Origin of the sequence: Sphingobacterium daejeonense (assembly GCF_901472535.1) — a bacterium.
Lineage (GTDB): Bacteria > Bacteroidota > Bacteroidia > Sphingobacteriales > Sphingobacteriaceae > Sphingobacterium > Sphingobacterium daejeonense.
The window spans coordinates 3,452,032-3,465,541 of the sequence record NZ_LR590470.1; the positions used below are offsets into that span (position 1 = coordinate 3,452,032).

9 protein-coding genes are annotated in these 13,510 nt (G+C 38.5%); 5 read left to right on the forward strand and 4 right to left on the reverse strand.

Translation table 11 applies throughout. The features are described from left to right. The first annotated feature begins 767 nt into the window (after positions 1–767). Entirely contained in the window at positions 768–2,207 is a 1,440-nt protein-coding gene (locus FGL31_RS16760) for an amino acid permease (RefSeq protein WP_138093112.1), read from the forward strand. A gap of 9 nt (positions 2,208–2,216) precedes the next feature. Further along, entirely contained in the window at positions 2,217–2,888 is a 672-nt protein-coding gene (locus FGL31_RS16765) for a lysoplasmalogenase (RefSeq protein WP_138093115.1), read from the forward strand. 54 nt (positions 2,889–2,942) lie between these two features. Here FGL31_RS16765 and asnB read toward each other — a convergent pair whose 3' ends face one another. From asnB to FGL31_RS16785, 4 genes are all read right to left on the reverse strand, one after another. Then, positions 2,943–4,634, reverse strand: a complete 1,692-nt coding sequence (asnB, locus tag FGL31_RS16770; protein ID WP_138093118.1) for an asparagine synthase B — start codon at positions 4,632–4,634, stop codon at positions 2,943–2,945. A 254-nt stretch (positions 4,635–4,888) separates the two neighbouring features. Continuing rightward, positions 4,889–6,727 carry a UbiD family decarboxylase gene (locus FGL31_RS16775; RefSeq protein ID WP_138093121.1) on the reverse strand — a complete coding sequence of 613 codons (1,839 nt, stop codon included), beginning with the start codon at positions 6,725–6,727 and terminating at the stop codon, positions 4,889–4,891. Between the two features lie 61 nt (positions 6,728–6,788). Then, the gene (locus FGL31_RS16780; protein ID WP_138093125.1) at positions 6,789–7,313 is read right to left on the reverse strand and encodes a Rossmann-fold NAD(P)-binding domain-containing protein; all 525 of its coding nucleotides are present in this window, start codon (positions 7,311–7,313) and stop codon (positions 6,789–6,791) included. Then, positions 7,306–7,662 (reverse strand): hypothetical protein, encoded by a 357-nt coding sequence (locus tag FGL31_RS16785; protein ID WP_138093128.1) that lies wholly within the window; start codon positions 7,660–7,662, stop codon positions 7,306–7,308. The genes FGL31_RS16780 and FGL31_RS16785 overlap by 8 nt, the downstream gene beginning before the upstream one ends. A 209-nt stretch (positions 7,663–7,871) precedes the next feature. Between FGL31_RS16785 and FGL31_RS16790 the strand changes: the two genes are divergently transcribed. The 3 genes from FGL31_RS16790 to odhB all read left to right on the forward strand — a co-directional run bounded on the left by FGL31_RS16790 (position 7,872) and on the right by odhB (position 13,362). Beyond that, positions 7,872–9,107 (forward strand): deoxyribodipyrimidine photo-lyase, encoded by a 1,236-nt coding sequence (locus FGL31_RS16790; protein WP_138093131.1) that lies wholly within the window; start codon positions 7,872–7,874, stop codon positions 9,105–9,107. A gap of 201 nt (positions 9,108–9,308) precedes the next feature. Beyond that, positions 9,309–12,050 (forward strand): 2-oxoglutarate dehydrogenase E1 component, encoded by a 2,742-nt coding sequence (locus tag FGL31_RS16795; RefSeq protein ID WP_138093134.1) that lies wholly within the window; start codon positions 9,309–9,311, stop codon positions 12,048–12,050. Positions 12,051–12,114: 64 nt separating this feature from the next. Beyond that, a complete protein-coding gene (odhB, locus tag FGL31_RS16800) occupies positions 12,115–13,362 on the forward strand; it encodes a 2-oxoglutarate dehydrogenase complex dihydrolipoyllysine-residue succinyltransferase (protein WP_138093137.1) in 1,248 nt (415 codons plus the stop codon). Positions 13,363–13,510 lie beyond the last annotated feature (148 nt).

A 13,510-nucleotide genomic window follows, 5' to 3' on the forward strand; every position in this document is an offset into this window, starting at 1 on the left:
AATTATTCAATACATTATTATCTTCGCCCTTTTCATTATAGCATTGTATGTTATATTCAAACCTTTCTTTTCCAAAAAATCAGAAACGCCAGGTTGTGGAAAAGGATGTAAATGTGATGTGGAGAAAATAGATAAACTTTAGACAGTAGACATAAGACATAAGACATAAGACAAAATGTTCAGGGCAAGCCCTGAACATTTTTATTTTGAGCAAAACCCATTACTTATCTAAACTTCGAAGCCTTTCGTAGGACCTACCTTCAGACCTAGCAGAATCAACAGCCTGACCGATGTCCTTCCCTGACAGTTTCAACGCCATGCCCGAATCCTAATTGCCAAGTACACGCCCTGGCAGGTCCTCTCACCCGTCAGTTTCAACGAACAAGCCGGTGACCCCATCTGACAATCACTCGCCCTGGCAGGTGTCCCCACCTGCCAGTTAAACGACCACGTCGGTGTCCTCACCTGACAGTCACTCGCCCTGGCAGGTGTCCCCACCTGCCAGTTAAACGGACCAAGCCGGTGTACCCATCTGACAATCCCACACCCTGGCAGGTGTCCTCACTTACCAGTTAAACGACCAAGCTGGTGTACCCATCTGACAGTCACTCGCCCTGGCAGGTGTCCACCACCTGCCAGTTTCAACGCCTTTATTTCATAAAATTCCCAAAAATTAAAATGAAAAAATTATCTTGTGGCTTTTATCGGCGTAACGTCAATGAAAAACAGAAATTTGAAACAATAATCAGGAATTAACCTTCTTCAGAGTGCAAGAAAACAACGAAAAAGAACTTAAAAGAGGCCTTAGCAATAGACATATACAGTTGATTGCATTAGGCGGAGCCATCGGTACAGGTCTGTTTTTAGGAGTCGGACAAGCAGCTATCTTAGCAGGTCCATCTGTTATATTAGGATATGCAATCGCTGGCTTGGTCGCTTTCTTTATAATGCGACAATTGGGTGAAATGGTCGTCGAAGAGCCCATTTCCGGAAGCTTCAGCTCTTTCGCCAATAATTATTGGGGACCCTTCGCAGGCTATGCATCAGGATGGAATTATTGGTTGCTGTACATATTGGTGAGTATGGCAGAATTAACCGCAATAGGAAAATATGTCCAATTTTGGTGGCCTGAAATACCTTTATGGGCGTCCTCATTGTTTTTCTTTATGGTAATCAATGTTATTAACCTAGCATCTGTAAAAGTGTATGGAGAAACAGAATTCTGGTTCTCAATTATCAAGGTCGTCGCAATCATTGCGATGATCATATTCGGAACATATCTCCTACTGTCTGGAAATGGAGGTGAGCGGGCAACAGTCGAAAACCTATATAATGACGGTGGATTCTTCCCACATGGTTGGCTCAGTGGAAATGCAGATATCGGATACTCAGGATTACTCGCCGCACTCGTCATAATCATGTTCTCATTTGGAGGTCTGGAATTGGTCGGAATAACGGCCGCAGAAGCCGAGAACCCAGAAAAGAATATCCCAAAAGCAACAAACCAAGTACTGTGGAGAATCTTGGTTTTTTATGTTGGCGCCCTATTTATCCTATTTTCATTAATGCCTTGGAGAACAATTACTGCGGAAACAAGTCCATTTGTGGAAGTCTTCGCAACCCTGAAAGGTTTCCAGTTTGAACTCTTCGGAAAAACATTCTATTTTACAACAATCATAGCTAATGCCTTAAATGTAATTGTACTTACCGCAGCTCTATCAGTGTATAACAGTTGTGTATATAGTAATTCAAGGATGTTATATGGATTGGCTGAACAAGGGAATGCCCCAAAATTCCTTAAAAAACTGAATAAAAACCACTCTCCAATTAACGCTATTTTAGTGTCTGCAGCAATTGTGGCAGTCACAGTGGTGATAAATAAGGTAATTCCAAAAGAAGCTTTGGGAATCTTGATGTCCCTGGTTGTTTCTGCCCTGATCATAAACTGGATCATGATCACATTGACGCACATGTTCTTCAGAAAGAAAAAAGATGCTCAAGGAATCAAAACAAAATTTCCAACCATTCTATATCCTCTGAGCAATTACTTTAGCCTGTTGTTTTTGTTTGGCGTACTGATGATGATGTGGTTTACAGGACTCAAAATTTCCGTAGAATTGATACCAGCATGGTTACTCATTCTGTATATCTGTTACGTCTTGGTGAAAAAGAACAAAGCTAAACAAGCCAGAAATCTCGAAAATTAAATACCATAAATGAAGCAGTACAAACTACATATCGCATTTTTTGCCCTTGCACTGCTTCATCTATATGCCGTTTTTGCAAACTTTCCAAACCTCAGATTCTTTACTAAACCATTGATCTGCCTAGCGTTGATCTTCCTTTTATATAAAGGGACAGGGTTAAAGAAGAATATTGATAAAATTATTGCAGTAGGATTATTTTTCGGTTGTTTGGGAGATACCTTCCTGATGTTTCAGGATAAATTTGTATTTGGCTTGGCCTCCTTTCTCATTGGTCATATTCTCTATGTTATTGCTTTCATGAAACAAACAAGCCCTAGACTATTGGTTAAACATAAAGGTTATATTTTGGTGGTAGGAGTTCTTGCAACTTATTCATATTATTTATTTTCTGTCTTGGAGCCTAGTCTGGGACCATTGAAAATCCCTGTAATCCTATACATTATAACCATTGCCTTAATGGCAATATTTGCATTTACAAGGAAACATACTGTGAGTTTATGGAGCTTTATCATAACATTTATTGCTGCCTTATTATTTATTGTCTCCGACTCCATATTGGCGGTTGACAAGTTCGTAGCCTATGTCGCCAATTCTGGATTGATGATTATGTCCACCTATATCATAGCTCAATATGGAATTACGTTGGGAGCAATTATTGAAAGCAAAAAAAATAGGCTGTAATTTCTTACAGCCTACAATTAATACAAGTTGATATGATATGATTAAAACGCTGTTTTAAGCCCCTATTGTTTGGGGTTTTTTGTCATAACTTTCGTTATGGACATTTGCTACTGCACGACCCGATGGATCATTCAGGTTTTGAAAAGAGGCATCCCATGCCAATGCCTCAGGAGTACTACATGCCACAGATTTAACTGAAGGCACGGTTTTAGCCGCGGCTTCCGAAGGAAAATGCGACTCAAAAATACTTCTATATAAATATTCTTCTTTGTTTTTTGGTGTGTTGATAGGAAAACGTGAAGCAGCAGTTTCAAACTCAGTATCTGATACTTTTTGCTCAGCTTGCGCCTTTAGTGTATCGATCCATGAATAACCAACGCCGTCAGAAAATTGCTCCTTTTGTCTCCAAGCAATGGATTCCGGAAGATAATCCTCAAAGGCTTTCCGAACAACCCATTTCTCCATTCTCCCGTCCCTGATCATTTTATCCTCAGGATTGATGGTCATAGCAATATCCATGAATTCTTTGTCCAAGAATGGAACTCTACCTTCAACACCCCATGCTGCCAATGATTTATTCGCTCTCAAACAATCATATAGATATAACTTTTTCAACTTCCTAACTGTTTCTTCATGAAATTCTTTCGCGTTTGGAGCCTTATGGAAATAAAGATAACCTCCAAATAACTCATCTGAACCCTCGCCTGATAAAACCATTTTTATACCCATGGATTTGATTACTCTTGCCAATAAATACATTGGCGTTGAGGCACGAATTGTAGTTACATCATAAGTTTCAAGATGATAGATTACATCTCTGATCGCATCAAGTCCTTCTTGGATGGTAAAGTTTACTTCGTGGTGTATTGTACCGATATGATCAGCAGCCTTTTGAGCAGCAACCAAATCTGGCGAACCAACCAATCCCACGGCAAAAGAATGCAATTGTGGATACCAAGCGTCTTCTTGATCATTAGATTCAATACGTTTTGATGCAAACTTCTTGGTAATCGCAGCAATAACTGAAGAATCAAGACCCCCTGAAAGCAATACGCCATAAGGAACATCAGACATCAATTGGTGATGTACCGCATCTTCAAGTCCTTTGCGAAGTTTTGCGATATCAGTTTCATTGTCTTTGACAGCATCATAACTTTCCCATTCTCGTTTATACCAACGTTGGGGCTCTAAACTTTCTTTGCTGTATAAATAATGTCCTGGAGGAAACTGCTCAATCTCAGTACAGAAACCTTCTAATGATTTTAATTCTGAGGCCACAAAGAATTGACCAAATTCATCCTTGCCATAGTACAATGGGATAATTCCCATTTGATCCCTCGCAATAAAAAATGAATCCTCACGAGCATCATATAAAGCAAATCCAAAGATCCCATTCAACTCTTCAACGAAACTCTGGCCTTTTTCAAGATATAATGCTAATACAACCTCTGAATCAGATTGTGTCGAAAATTGATAATTCGGCAATGAATTTCGCAACTCTTGATGATTATAGATCTCGCCATTTACTGCAAGAACAACCTGCCCATCTGGACTGTATAATGGTTGACTTCCTGATTTTGGATCCACAATAGCTAAACGCTCATGAGCTAACAAAGCCTTTTCTGAGCTGTAAATCCCCGACCAATCTGGTCCGCGATGACGAATACGTTTAGACATTTCCAAGACCTGTGGCCTTAAGGATGCTAAGGGTTGTTTCAGTTCAAATGCTCCGACAATTCCGCACATACAATTGTTATTTTTTAAATGATATTAATGTTTCAATGAATTAATGAAACAAAGTAAAGTAAATAAAAATTAAATTCATAATGTTTTTTAATTTTTATTGAATATTTAATAATATTTAATAAGTTTCTTTGATTAATTCGTATATAAATAACTTTTTTATTGAAAATATATACGTTTAACATTCTGGAAGCTAAACAAAAAAAAAACAGCCTATTAAATTAATAGGCTGTTTATAACTTTATTTTGTATTTCTCTTAAATTATTCCATGCAAGGAACCTCCTTTAGCTCCAAGTTCATCTACCCTTCTTTCCACTGCTGGATCTTTTATTAAATCAGGGGCGTGATGTGGCTTACTCCTTGCATCGATGATAACTGGACCATGACATCCCCAATGTTTATGGGAGGTAAAACTGTCAATTCCATAAATATCGTATGCTGGATTAGATCTTGTGAAAGTTACCCACACAAAATTATTCTCATTTTCTGCGGCAAACCCTGCATCATCTGCCAATACAATAAGTTGTATTCCGTTCCAATCACAATCTTTCGCTGCTTCGCACCAGTCGCCCAATATTTTTGATTCTTCTTCATAGCTTGTAAATGATTGCCCATCTACAACTACGATCCCCGGCAAAGCCAGTTTAATATTGTTAAATGGCCGAGGCAAGTCAAGATTGCTTGGTAATTCTTTGATTAAATCCCTTTTTTTGTCGCCTACAGCAGCAAATGTCACTTTAGATCCGGCATTTAGACCATCTCCCGTATAGTCCAAGGTATCAATGGTCGTATTGGTCAAGAAATGTAAATCCCTGCTCAGATCGATTCTTTCAAATATATGTGTAAAGAAATCACGGATGTTATGAATGTCTAATTTTGGATTGTCCTCAAAAGCAGATATAAACAAGTATTTAGCTAAGCTCAATTGGTTGGTACCCAATATCTGATTGGCAATTGTTAACACCTCTTGAGGGCGTTCTACCTTTTGATAAGGGGTATATCTTTCGCTACCGATAGCAAACAACAAAGGATGCACTCCTGCAGGGTCAACTGCATTTACGGCATGTAAACCTCCAATTTGCTGTGGAATTGCATTCCCCGTAATTTCGTGAATTAAAGCTCCAAAACTAGTATCCTCCTGTGGTGGCCTACCTACAACAGTAAATGACCAAATAGGATCTTTACGGTGATAAACTTTGTGAACTTTCATCAATGGGAATGGATGTACTAGCGAGTAGTAGCCAATATGGTCGCCAAATGGCCCTTCAGGCTTGTTTTCATTAGGATAGACCGTACCTGTTATCACAAAATCAGCATCCGCTGATATGCAAAAACCCTCTTCATCATAAAAGTAGCGAAACCTGCGATTTCCCAATGCCCCTGCAAACAACATTTCAGAAAGACCTTCAGGCAAGGGCATAACCGCCGAAAGCGGGTGTGAAGGCGGACCACCAACAAATATACTTACCTTTAATGGTTTCCCTAGTTCATTGGCTTTGGTCTGGTGGATACCAATACCTCGGTGCAATTGATAATGCAAACCAACTTCTTGATCCTGTATATAATCATTCCCACCAAGCTGAATACGATACATTCCTAAGTTTGCATTCATAATCCCCGGTTTGCTGATGTCTTCAGTATAGACTTGAGGCATCGTGACGAATGCACCACCATCCATTGGCCAGTTAACGATTTGAGGAAGTGCAGAAATTTTGGTCTGCCCATATAAAATTGGCGCTGAAGACTTCTTTTTCCAAGGCAAGGCACCTAATGCAACCATTGAAGAACCTGCATATTGCAAAGGCTTCTTTAATACGGACATCGGATTCATCTTGACATCAACGAGATTCTTCACATGATCCAATGTATCACGAACCATGAACTTGGATCGCTCGAGCGTTCCAAACAAATTTGAAACCGCTGGAAACTTTGACCCTTTCACATTTTCAAAATAAAGGGCAGGACCTTGAGCATCATAAACCCGCATATGGATTGAAGCCATTTCCAAATATGGATCTACCTTTTCTTTTATCCGAATCAATTGACCATTCCTCTCCAGGTCAACAACACATTCCTGTAAACTTTTATATCCCATAGCAATAGCACGTAGAGCTACAAATATAAACTAATAGGACCAATCAAAGAAGGTTATTGATTTATTGATCTAGCTTAATGACCTCGGCAAGTGGAGTAAATGAAAACAACATCGTATTTTTCCAGGAGGTATTATCAATTGGATATTCCCGCTCCATGAGTCTTTTGAATTCTATGACATCTTCTTTATGGATGTGATATGCTTGTTGGAAAACCATGCTCATAATAAAATGAGGCAATAGAATACTCTTAACATCAGCGTTAGGATAAAGCGTTTTTTTGTACAAACGATACATTTCCTGTACAGTTACCGTACTCGAACCACCGATTTCAATAGTCTCATTGATGAAATTCTTATCCCAATCAACATTATAAATCCAACGCAAAAGATCCAAGGAAGATATGGGGTTGAATTTTACGTTTGCAAAAAATTTATCATATGGCAGATACTTGCCGTTGATCAATTGATGCATATATTTATCCAAGACACTTCCCTTTCCGATTGCTAGATTTTTTAGAACAATCGTATACGTAATATTGGAAACTTTGAGCAAAGCTTCAACTTCATTGATATACGGCTTATCCATAAGCCGTGCAATATAGACAATTCGACGGCCCCCCATTGAGCTTCGTTAGCTCAATAAAGTTCCGTAAGGTAATAAGCTCTAAATTAAGGTTAACATATTCGCCCAACGTTGGGACATGTGTTATATAAATTGCCAATCCAATTCCAGAATCTATTTTAAAAGAATCAAACTCCTTCCCTTTCCGCAATAAATCAACTTTGTCTAAAGTTGCTGTAATCTTCTCAAATAACCGAGACTTGAACAGATCCAAGTCCCTGACAATTCCATGCACATTAAAGTCTTCCTTACTCAAGTTACTCATTGCTCGCTTCCCTAAATAGGAATTCAAGCCAGATAATAACACTTCCATCTCTCCTACACTTTTTGTGATTAATTAATTATTTAAATCCTAACATCATAAAAACAATGTTTGTTTAAACTTTCTAAAAATTTTACAAAACAAATAAAAAATAAACAATTTTCAACATTGTCTATCACATGTAAAAATTCACCCGAATCTTGCCCCTAGTCGTATAGAATAAAGTATATTTGTTAACTAACGCATTTCGGGATATTAGTATGAGCAAAAAAGTAGTTCTTGTTTGGTTTAGAAATGATTTAAGGCTCCATGACAATGAAGTTTTGTCAGAAGCTATTAATAAATCCGACTTGATTATTCCCATTTACTTCTTCGACCCACGTTATTACAGCAAAAACAAATTCCATAATTATAAGACTGGAGTAAAAAGGGCACAATTCCAATTGGAATCCGTCTCTCATCTTAAAGAGAAATTGCAATCCATGGATAGTGACCTTATGACTTTTGTAGGTAAACCTGAAGAAATCCTTCCCAAGCTATGTGCTAAATACGAAGTAATGGAAGTTTACCATCACCGTGAGGTCGCTTCTCGTGAAACGCAAATATCTGAATTGGTAGAATCAGCACTCTGGGAAAACAAAATAAATCTAAGGCATTTTATTGGACACACCCTATTCCATAAAGAGGATCTGCCCTTCCCGATCAAAGACATACCAGACAAATTCAATATTTTCAGAAAAAAAATTGAAAGGGAAAGCTCTGTACGCAATCCATTGGATGCACCAACCTCTATCCAGAGCCCTCAACATTTAGAACAAACATCGATACCTTCTCTTCAAGATTTAGGATTCTCAGAAGACGAAATCATCCAAATGCCTAAAAAAGACATGGAAGGTGGGGAAGATATTGCTTTTGAAAAATTAAACACAGTCTTGGACCCAAATTATGCTGGAAATGAAAATTTCTCGCTTATATCTCCATATATAGCTGTAGGATCCTTATCTCCAATATTTGTTTACCATAGAATGCAATCTTCCGGATTGAGTCAAAACAAAAAAAGATATGATAGGCTTATGACTATGCTCCTATGGAGAGATTATTTTCGCTTTATGCTCAAAAAATATCCAAACATATTTTTTAAGATTAACGGAAATAATCCAGCAGCGAAAAACCCAGAGTCTATTGACCAAGATTTAGTGGCGAAATGGTCTTCTGCAAATACTGGTAAAGAAGCTGTAGATGACAGCATACAAACATTGCTTACAACAGGTAACATCACCTATGCTGAAAGAAGACTGATCTCAAAATATTTCACCCAAGATATTGGATCCAATTGGCTTGCTGGAGCTAGCTTCTTTGAAGAACATCTATTGGATTTTGCGCCTGCAACAACTTATGGGTTTTGGTCTCATATGGCCGCTGTAGGAACAAGTGAAAAGGAAAACAGCTGCTCGGACTGGCAAGAACTCGCAAAAAGATTCTATGTTTCAAAATAAGGAAGACAAATGTTCTAACGTTATCCTTTTAAGGAAAAAAGCTTTATTAATTTCAAAGCTTATCAAAAATCGACTATTATTTTTTTATCATACCGAATTAGATGAAAAAACATGCTAAAACATTGTATTTTATATCGATTAAATGCAGGAAAGTATGTTTATTATTTATAAATTTGGCAAAATTTTATCACCCCAATCCACATGGACAAATTGACATTTTTGAGTAATGCCGATTCGAGTTATATCGACGGTTTATATCAATCTTACAAAGCTGACCCAAATTCCGTAGACTTTGGTTGGCAAAAGTTTTTTGAAGGATTTGACTTTGGTCAAACATCTGAAGGTGGTTCTGTTGAATCTGTAGAAGGTGTTTCAGACCACGCACTAAAAGAAATCAACGTACTAAACATGATCCATGGTTATAGAGACCGTGGACACCTTTTCACTCAAACGAACCCTGTTCGTGAACGTCGTAAATATTACCCTGGAAAAGAATTGGAAACATTCGGCTTATCAGAAGCTGATATGGATACCGTATTCAATGCTGGTGTAGAAGTAGGTTTAGGACCTGCAAAATTAAGAGACATCCGTCAGCTAATCGAAGATACCTATTGTAGCTCAATCGGCGCTGAATTTAAATACATCCGTAACCCAGAAAAAATTAAATGGTTGCAAGACCATATGGAAGCGGACAGAAATCAACCTCAATATGATGTTGATCAGAAAAAAAGAATTTTCAGAAAATTAAACAGAGCCGTTATTTTCGAGAGTTTCCTAGGAACGAAGTTCTTGGGACAAAAACGCTTCTCACTTGAAGGTGCTGAAAGTTTAATCCCTGCATTGGATTCTGTCATCGAAAAAGGTGCTAGCCTAGGAATTCAAGAATTCATGATCGGAATGGCACACCGTGGTCGTTTGAACGTATTGGCAAACATCATGGGAAAACCTTACAAAACAATATTCTCAGAATTCGAAGGTAAAATGTATGCTGAGGAAGATCCTGAATTACAATTTGGAGGGGATGTTAAATATCACTTAGGTTATTCTTCTGACGTAACTACCGAAGACGGAAAATCAATTCACCTTTCATTAGCACCAAACCCTTCACACCTGGAAACTGTTGACCCAATCGTAGAAGGTATAACACGTTCTAAAATCGACATGAAATACAATGGCGACTCTTCCAAGATCGCTCCTATCCTAATCCATGGTGATGCTGCTATCGCAGGACAAGGTATTGTATACGAGGTAACTCAGATGTCTAAACTTGAAGGATACCGTACTGGTGGTACAATCCATATCGTTATTAACAACCAAGTAGGGTTTACAACAAACTACAAAGATGCTCGCTCAGGAACCTACTGTACTGATGTAGCTAAGATTTCTTCATCCCCTGTATTCCATGTTAATGGGGACGATGCAGAAGCTGTGGTTTATGCCATCAACTTAGCCGTTGAATATCGCCAAAAATATAAAACCGACGTATACATTGATTTATTATGTTACCGTCGTTATGGTCACAATGAGGCTGACGAACCTAAGTTCACTCAACCATTGTTGTACAAAGCAATTGAAAAACACCCTAATCCAAAAGATGTATATGCTAAGAAATTAGTGGATGAAAAATCAATTGATCAAGAATACGCTAAAAACGTAGAAAAAGAATTTAAGGACTATCTTCAAGAGCAACTTGATATTGCCAAAAAAACCGACAAATTAGATGATGAAATCCCTATGTTCGGTGGGGCGTGGAAAGGATTGCACGCAGCGAAAAAAGCTGATATCTATGAAGAAGTAGACACAAAAGTTCCTGCTAAAGAATTCTTGAAATTAGCAAACGAGATCACAACACTACCAAAGGACAAAAAATTCTTCCGTAAGATTTCTAAATTGTTCGAAGATCGTGCTGCCATGGTTAAATATGACAACTACGATTGGGCAATGGGTGAATTAATGGCATATGCTACTCTATTGGATGAAGGAAAAAGAGTTCGTATCTCAGGCCAAGACGTGCAACGCGGTACTTTCTCACACCGTCATGCTGTCCTTACTTTGGAAGATTCTGAAGAAAAGTATATCCCATTGGCGAATGTTAATGGTGGTGAAAGATTCAATATCTATAATTCCCTGTTATCAGAATATGCTGTATTAGGATTTGAATACGGATATGCATTGGCAAATCCGCAAGCCCTAACAGTATGGGAAGCACAATTTGGTGACTTCTACAATGGTGCTCAAATCATCGTAGACCAATACCTTTCCAGTGCAGAAACTAAATGGAAAAGATCTAACGGTCTTGTCATGATGTTACCTCACGGTATGGAAGGTCAAGGACCAGAACACTCTTCAGGACGTATCGAGCGTTTCTTGGAACTATGTGCTAACGACAATATGATTATTGCAAACTGTACAACTCCAGCAAACTATTTCCACTTGTTGCGCCGTCAATTAGTGAGAGATTTCCGTAAACCATTGATCGTATTTACTCCGAAGAGTTTACTTCGTCATCCTAAAGTGGTATCTAAACTTGATAACTTCACAAAAGAAAACTTCCATGAAGTTATTGATGATACTTATGCAAAACCAACAACTGTAAAACGCGTGCTTTTCTGTTCTGGAAAGATTTATTACGACTTGTTAGAAAAACAACAAGCTGACAAGCGTACAGATGTTGCAATCGTAAGAATCGAACAATTATATCCAGCTCCAGTAGACCAATTGAAAGCAATCCGTGCGAGATACAAGAAAGCGACTGAATTCATTTGGGTACAAGAAGAAAACGAAAACATGGGTGCATGGCCTTATTACTGCCGTATCTTCAACAGAACTGATCTAGAGTTCACAGAACACATTTCACGTTCTGAAAGCGGAAGTCCTGCAACAGGCTACATGAAAAAACATGCAGTACAACAAGAAGCATTAATTAATAAATCATTTGAATAAACAATTTGTTTAACCGTCCGTTGTAATATTATGTATATTTAATGGAGGTTTAAAAGAAGTAAATATGAGCTTAGAAATCAAAGTCCCTTCGGTTGGAGAATCAATTACCGAAGTAACCTTGGCCCAATGGCTAAAACAAGATGGTGATTACGTCGAAATGGACGAGAACATTGCCGAGTTAGAATCTGACAAAGCAACGTTTGAATTACCTGCAGAAAAAGCTGGTATCCTACGTATCATTGCACAAGAAGGTGACACACTAGAAATTGGTGCTGTTGTTTGTACAATTGAAGATGGTGATGCTCCTGCTGGCTCTGGAGATGCTCCCGCAAAAGAGGAAGCTCCAGCCGCTAAAGAAGAAGCTAAACCTGCTGCTAAGGAAGAAGCTGATGAAAGTCCAGAAACTTATGCTGCTGGAACTGCATCCCCTGCCGCTGCAAAAATCTTAAGAGAAAAAGGTATTGACCCTTCTACCATAAAAGGAACTGGCAAAGACGGCAGAATCACTAAAGAAGATGCTGAAAAAGCTCAAGCTGCTCCAGCGAAATCTGAAGCTAAGCCTGCAGCACCTGCTGCAGCGGTAACTCCAACTGCTCCAGTTAGCAAAGGTGAACGTGTTGAACGCCGTGAGAAAATGAGCTCATTGCGTAAAACAATCGCTAAACGCCTAGTTGCAGTGAAAAATGAAACCGCAATGTTGACTACCTTCAATGAAGTTAACATGCAACCTATCATGGACCTTCGCGCTAAATACAAAGATATATTTAAAGAAAAACATGGTATCGGACTTGGTTTCATGTCCTTCTTCACTAAAGCAGTAACAACTGCATTGAAAGAATGGCCTGCTGTGAACGCTCGTATCGATGAAAATGAAATCGTTTATTCTGACTTCGCCGATGTTTCTATCGCAGTATCTGCACCTAAAGGTCTGGTAGTACCCGTTATCAGAAATGCTGATTCAATGTCTCTTTATGAAATCGAAAAAGCAATCGCTGAATTAGCAGGTAAAGCACGCGATAACAAATTGACAATTGAAGAAATGACAGGTGGAACTTTCACCATCACAAATGGTGGAGTATTCGGTTCTATGATGTCAACCCCAATTATCAATGCTCCGCAATCAGCAATTTTGGGAATGCACAACATCATCCAAAGACCAGTTGCAGAAAACGGACAAGTAGTGATCCGTCCAATGATGTACATCGCTCTTTCTTACGACCACCGTATAATTGATGGACGTGAATCAGTGAGCTTCTTGGTACGTGTTAAACAATTACTTGAAGACCCAGCTAGATTATTATTGGAAGTTTAATTCCTTTAAATAGATAATTTTTAAAAGGTCGCCTGAAATCAGGCGACCTTTTGTATTTTTACAGCATTCGGTTTTATAAATGACTCCAGATATTCTATGCAACAACGAAAAATGTCAATATCCAAAATATTCCTTTCCCTCCTTCTAA

Coding starts and splice junctions, on each gene's coding strand:
- FGL31_RS16765 (WP_138093115.1), top strand. CDS start 2,217: ATGAAGCAGTACAAACTACATATCGCATTTTTTGCCCTTGCACTGCTT.
- asnB (WP_138093118.1), bottom strand. CDS start 4,634: ATGTGCGGAATTGTCGGAGCATTTGAACTGAAACAACCCTTAGCATCC.
- FGL31_RS16775 (WP_138093121.1), bottom strand. CDS start 6,727: ATGGGATATAAAAGTTTACAGGAATGTGTTGTTGACCTGGAGAGGAAT.
- FGL31_RS16780 (WP_138093125.1), bottom strand. CDS start 7,313: ATGGATAAGCCGTATATCAATGAAGTTGAAGCTTTGCTCAAAGTTTCC.
- FGL31_RS16785 (WP_138093128.1), bottom strand. CDS start 7,662: ATGGAAGTGTTATTATCTGGCTTGAATTCCTATTTAGGGAAGCGAGCA.
- FGL31_RS16790 (WP_138093131.1), top strand. CDS start 7,872: ATGAGCAAAAAAGTAGTTCTTGTTTGGTTTAGAAATGATTTAAGGCTC.
- FGL31_RS16795 (WP_138093134.1), top strand. CDS start 9,309: ATGGACAAATTGACATTTTTGAGTAATGCCGATTCGAGTTATATCGAC.
- odhB (WP_138093137.1), top strand. CDS start 12,115: ATGAGCTTAGAAATCAAAGTCCCTTCGGTTGGAGAATCAATTACCGAA.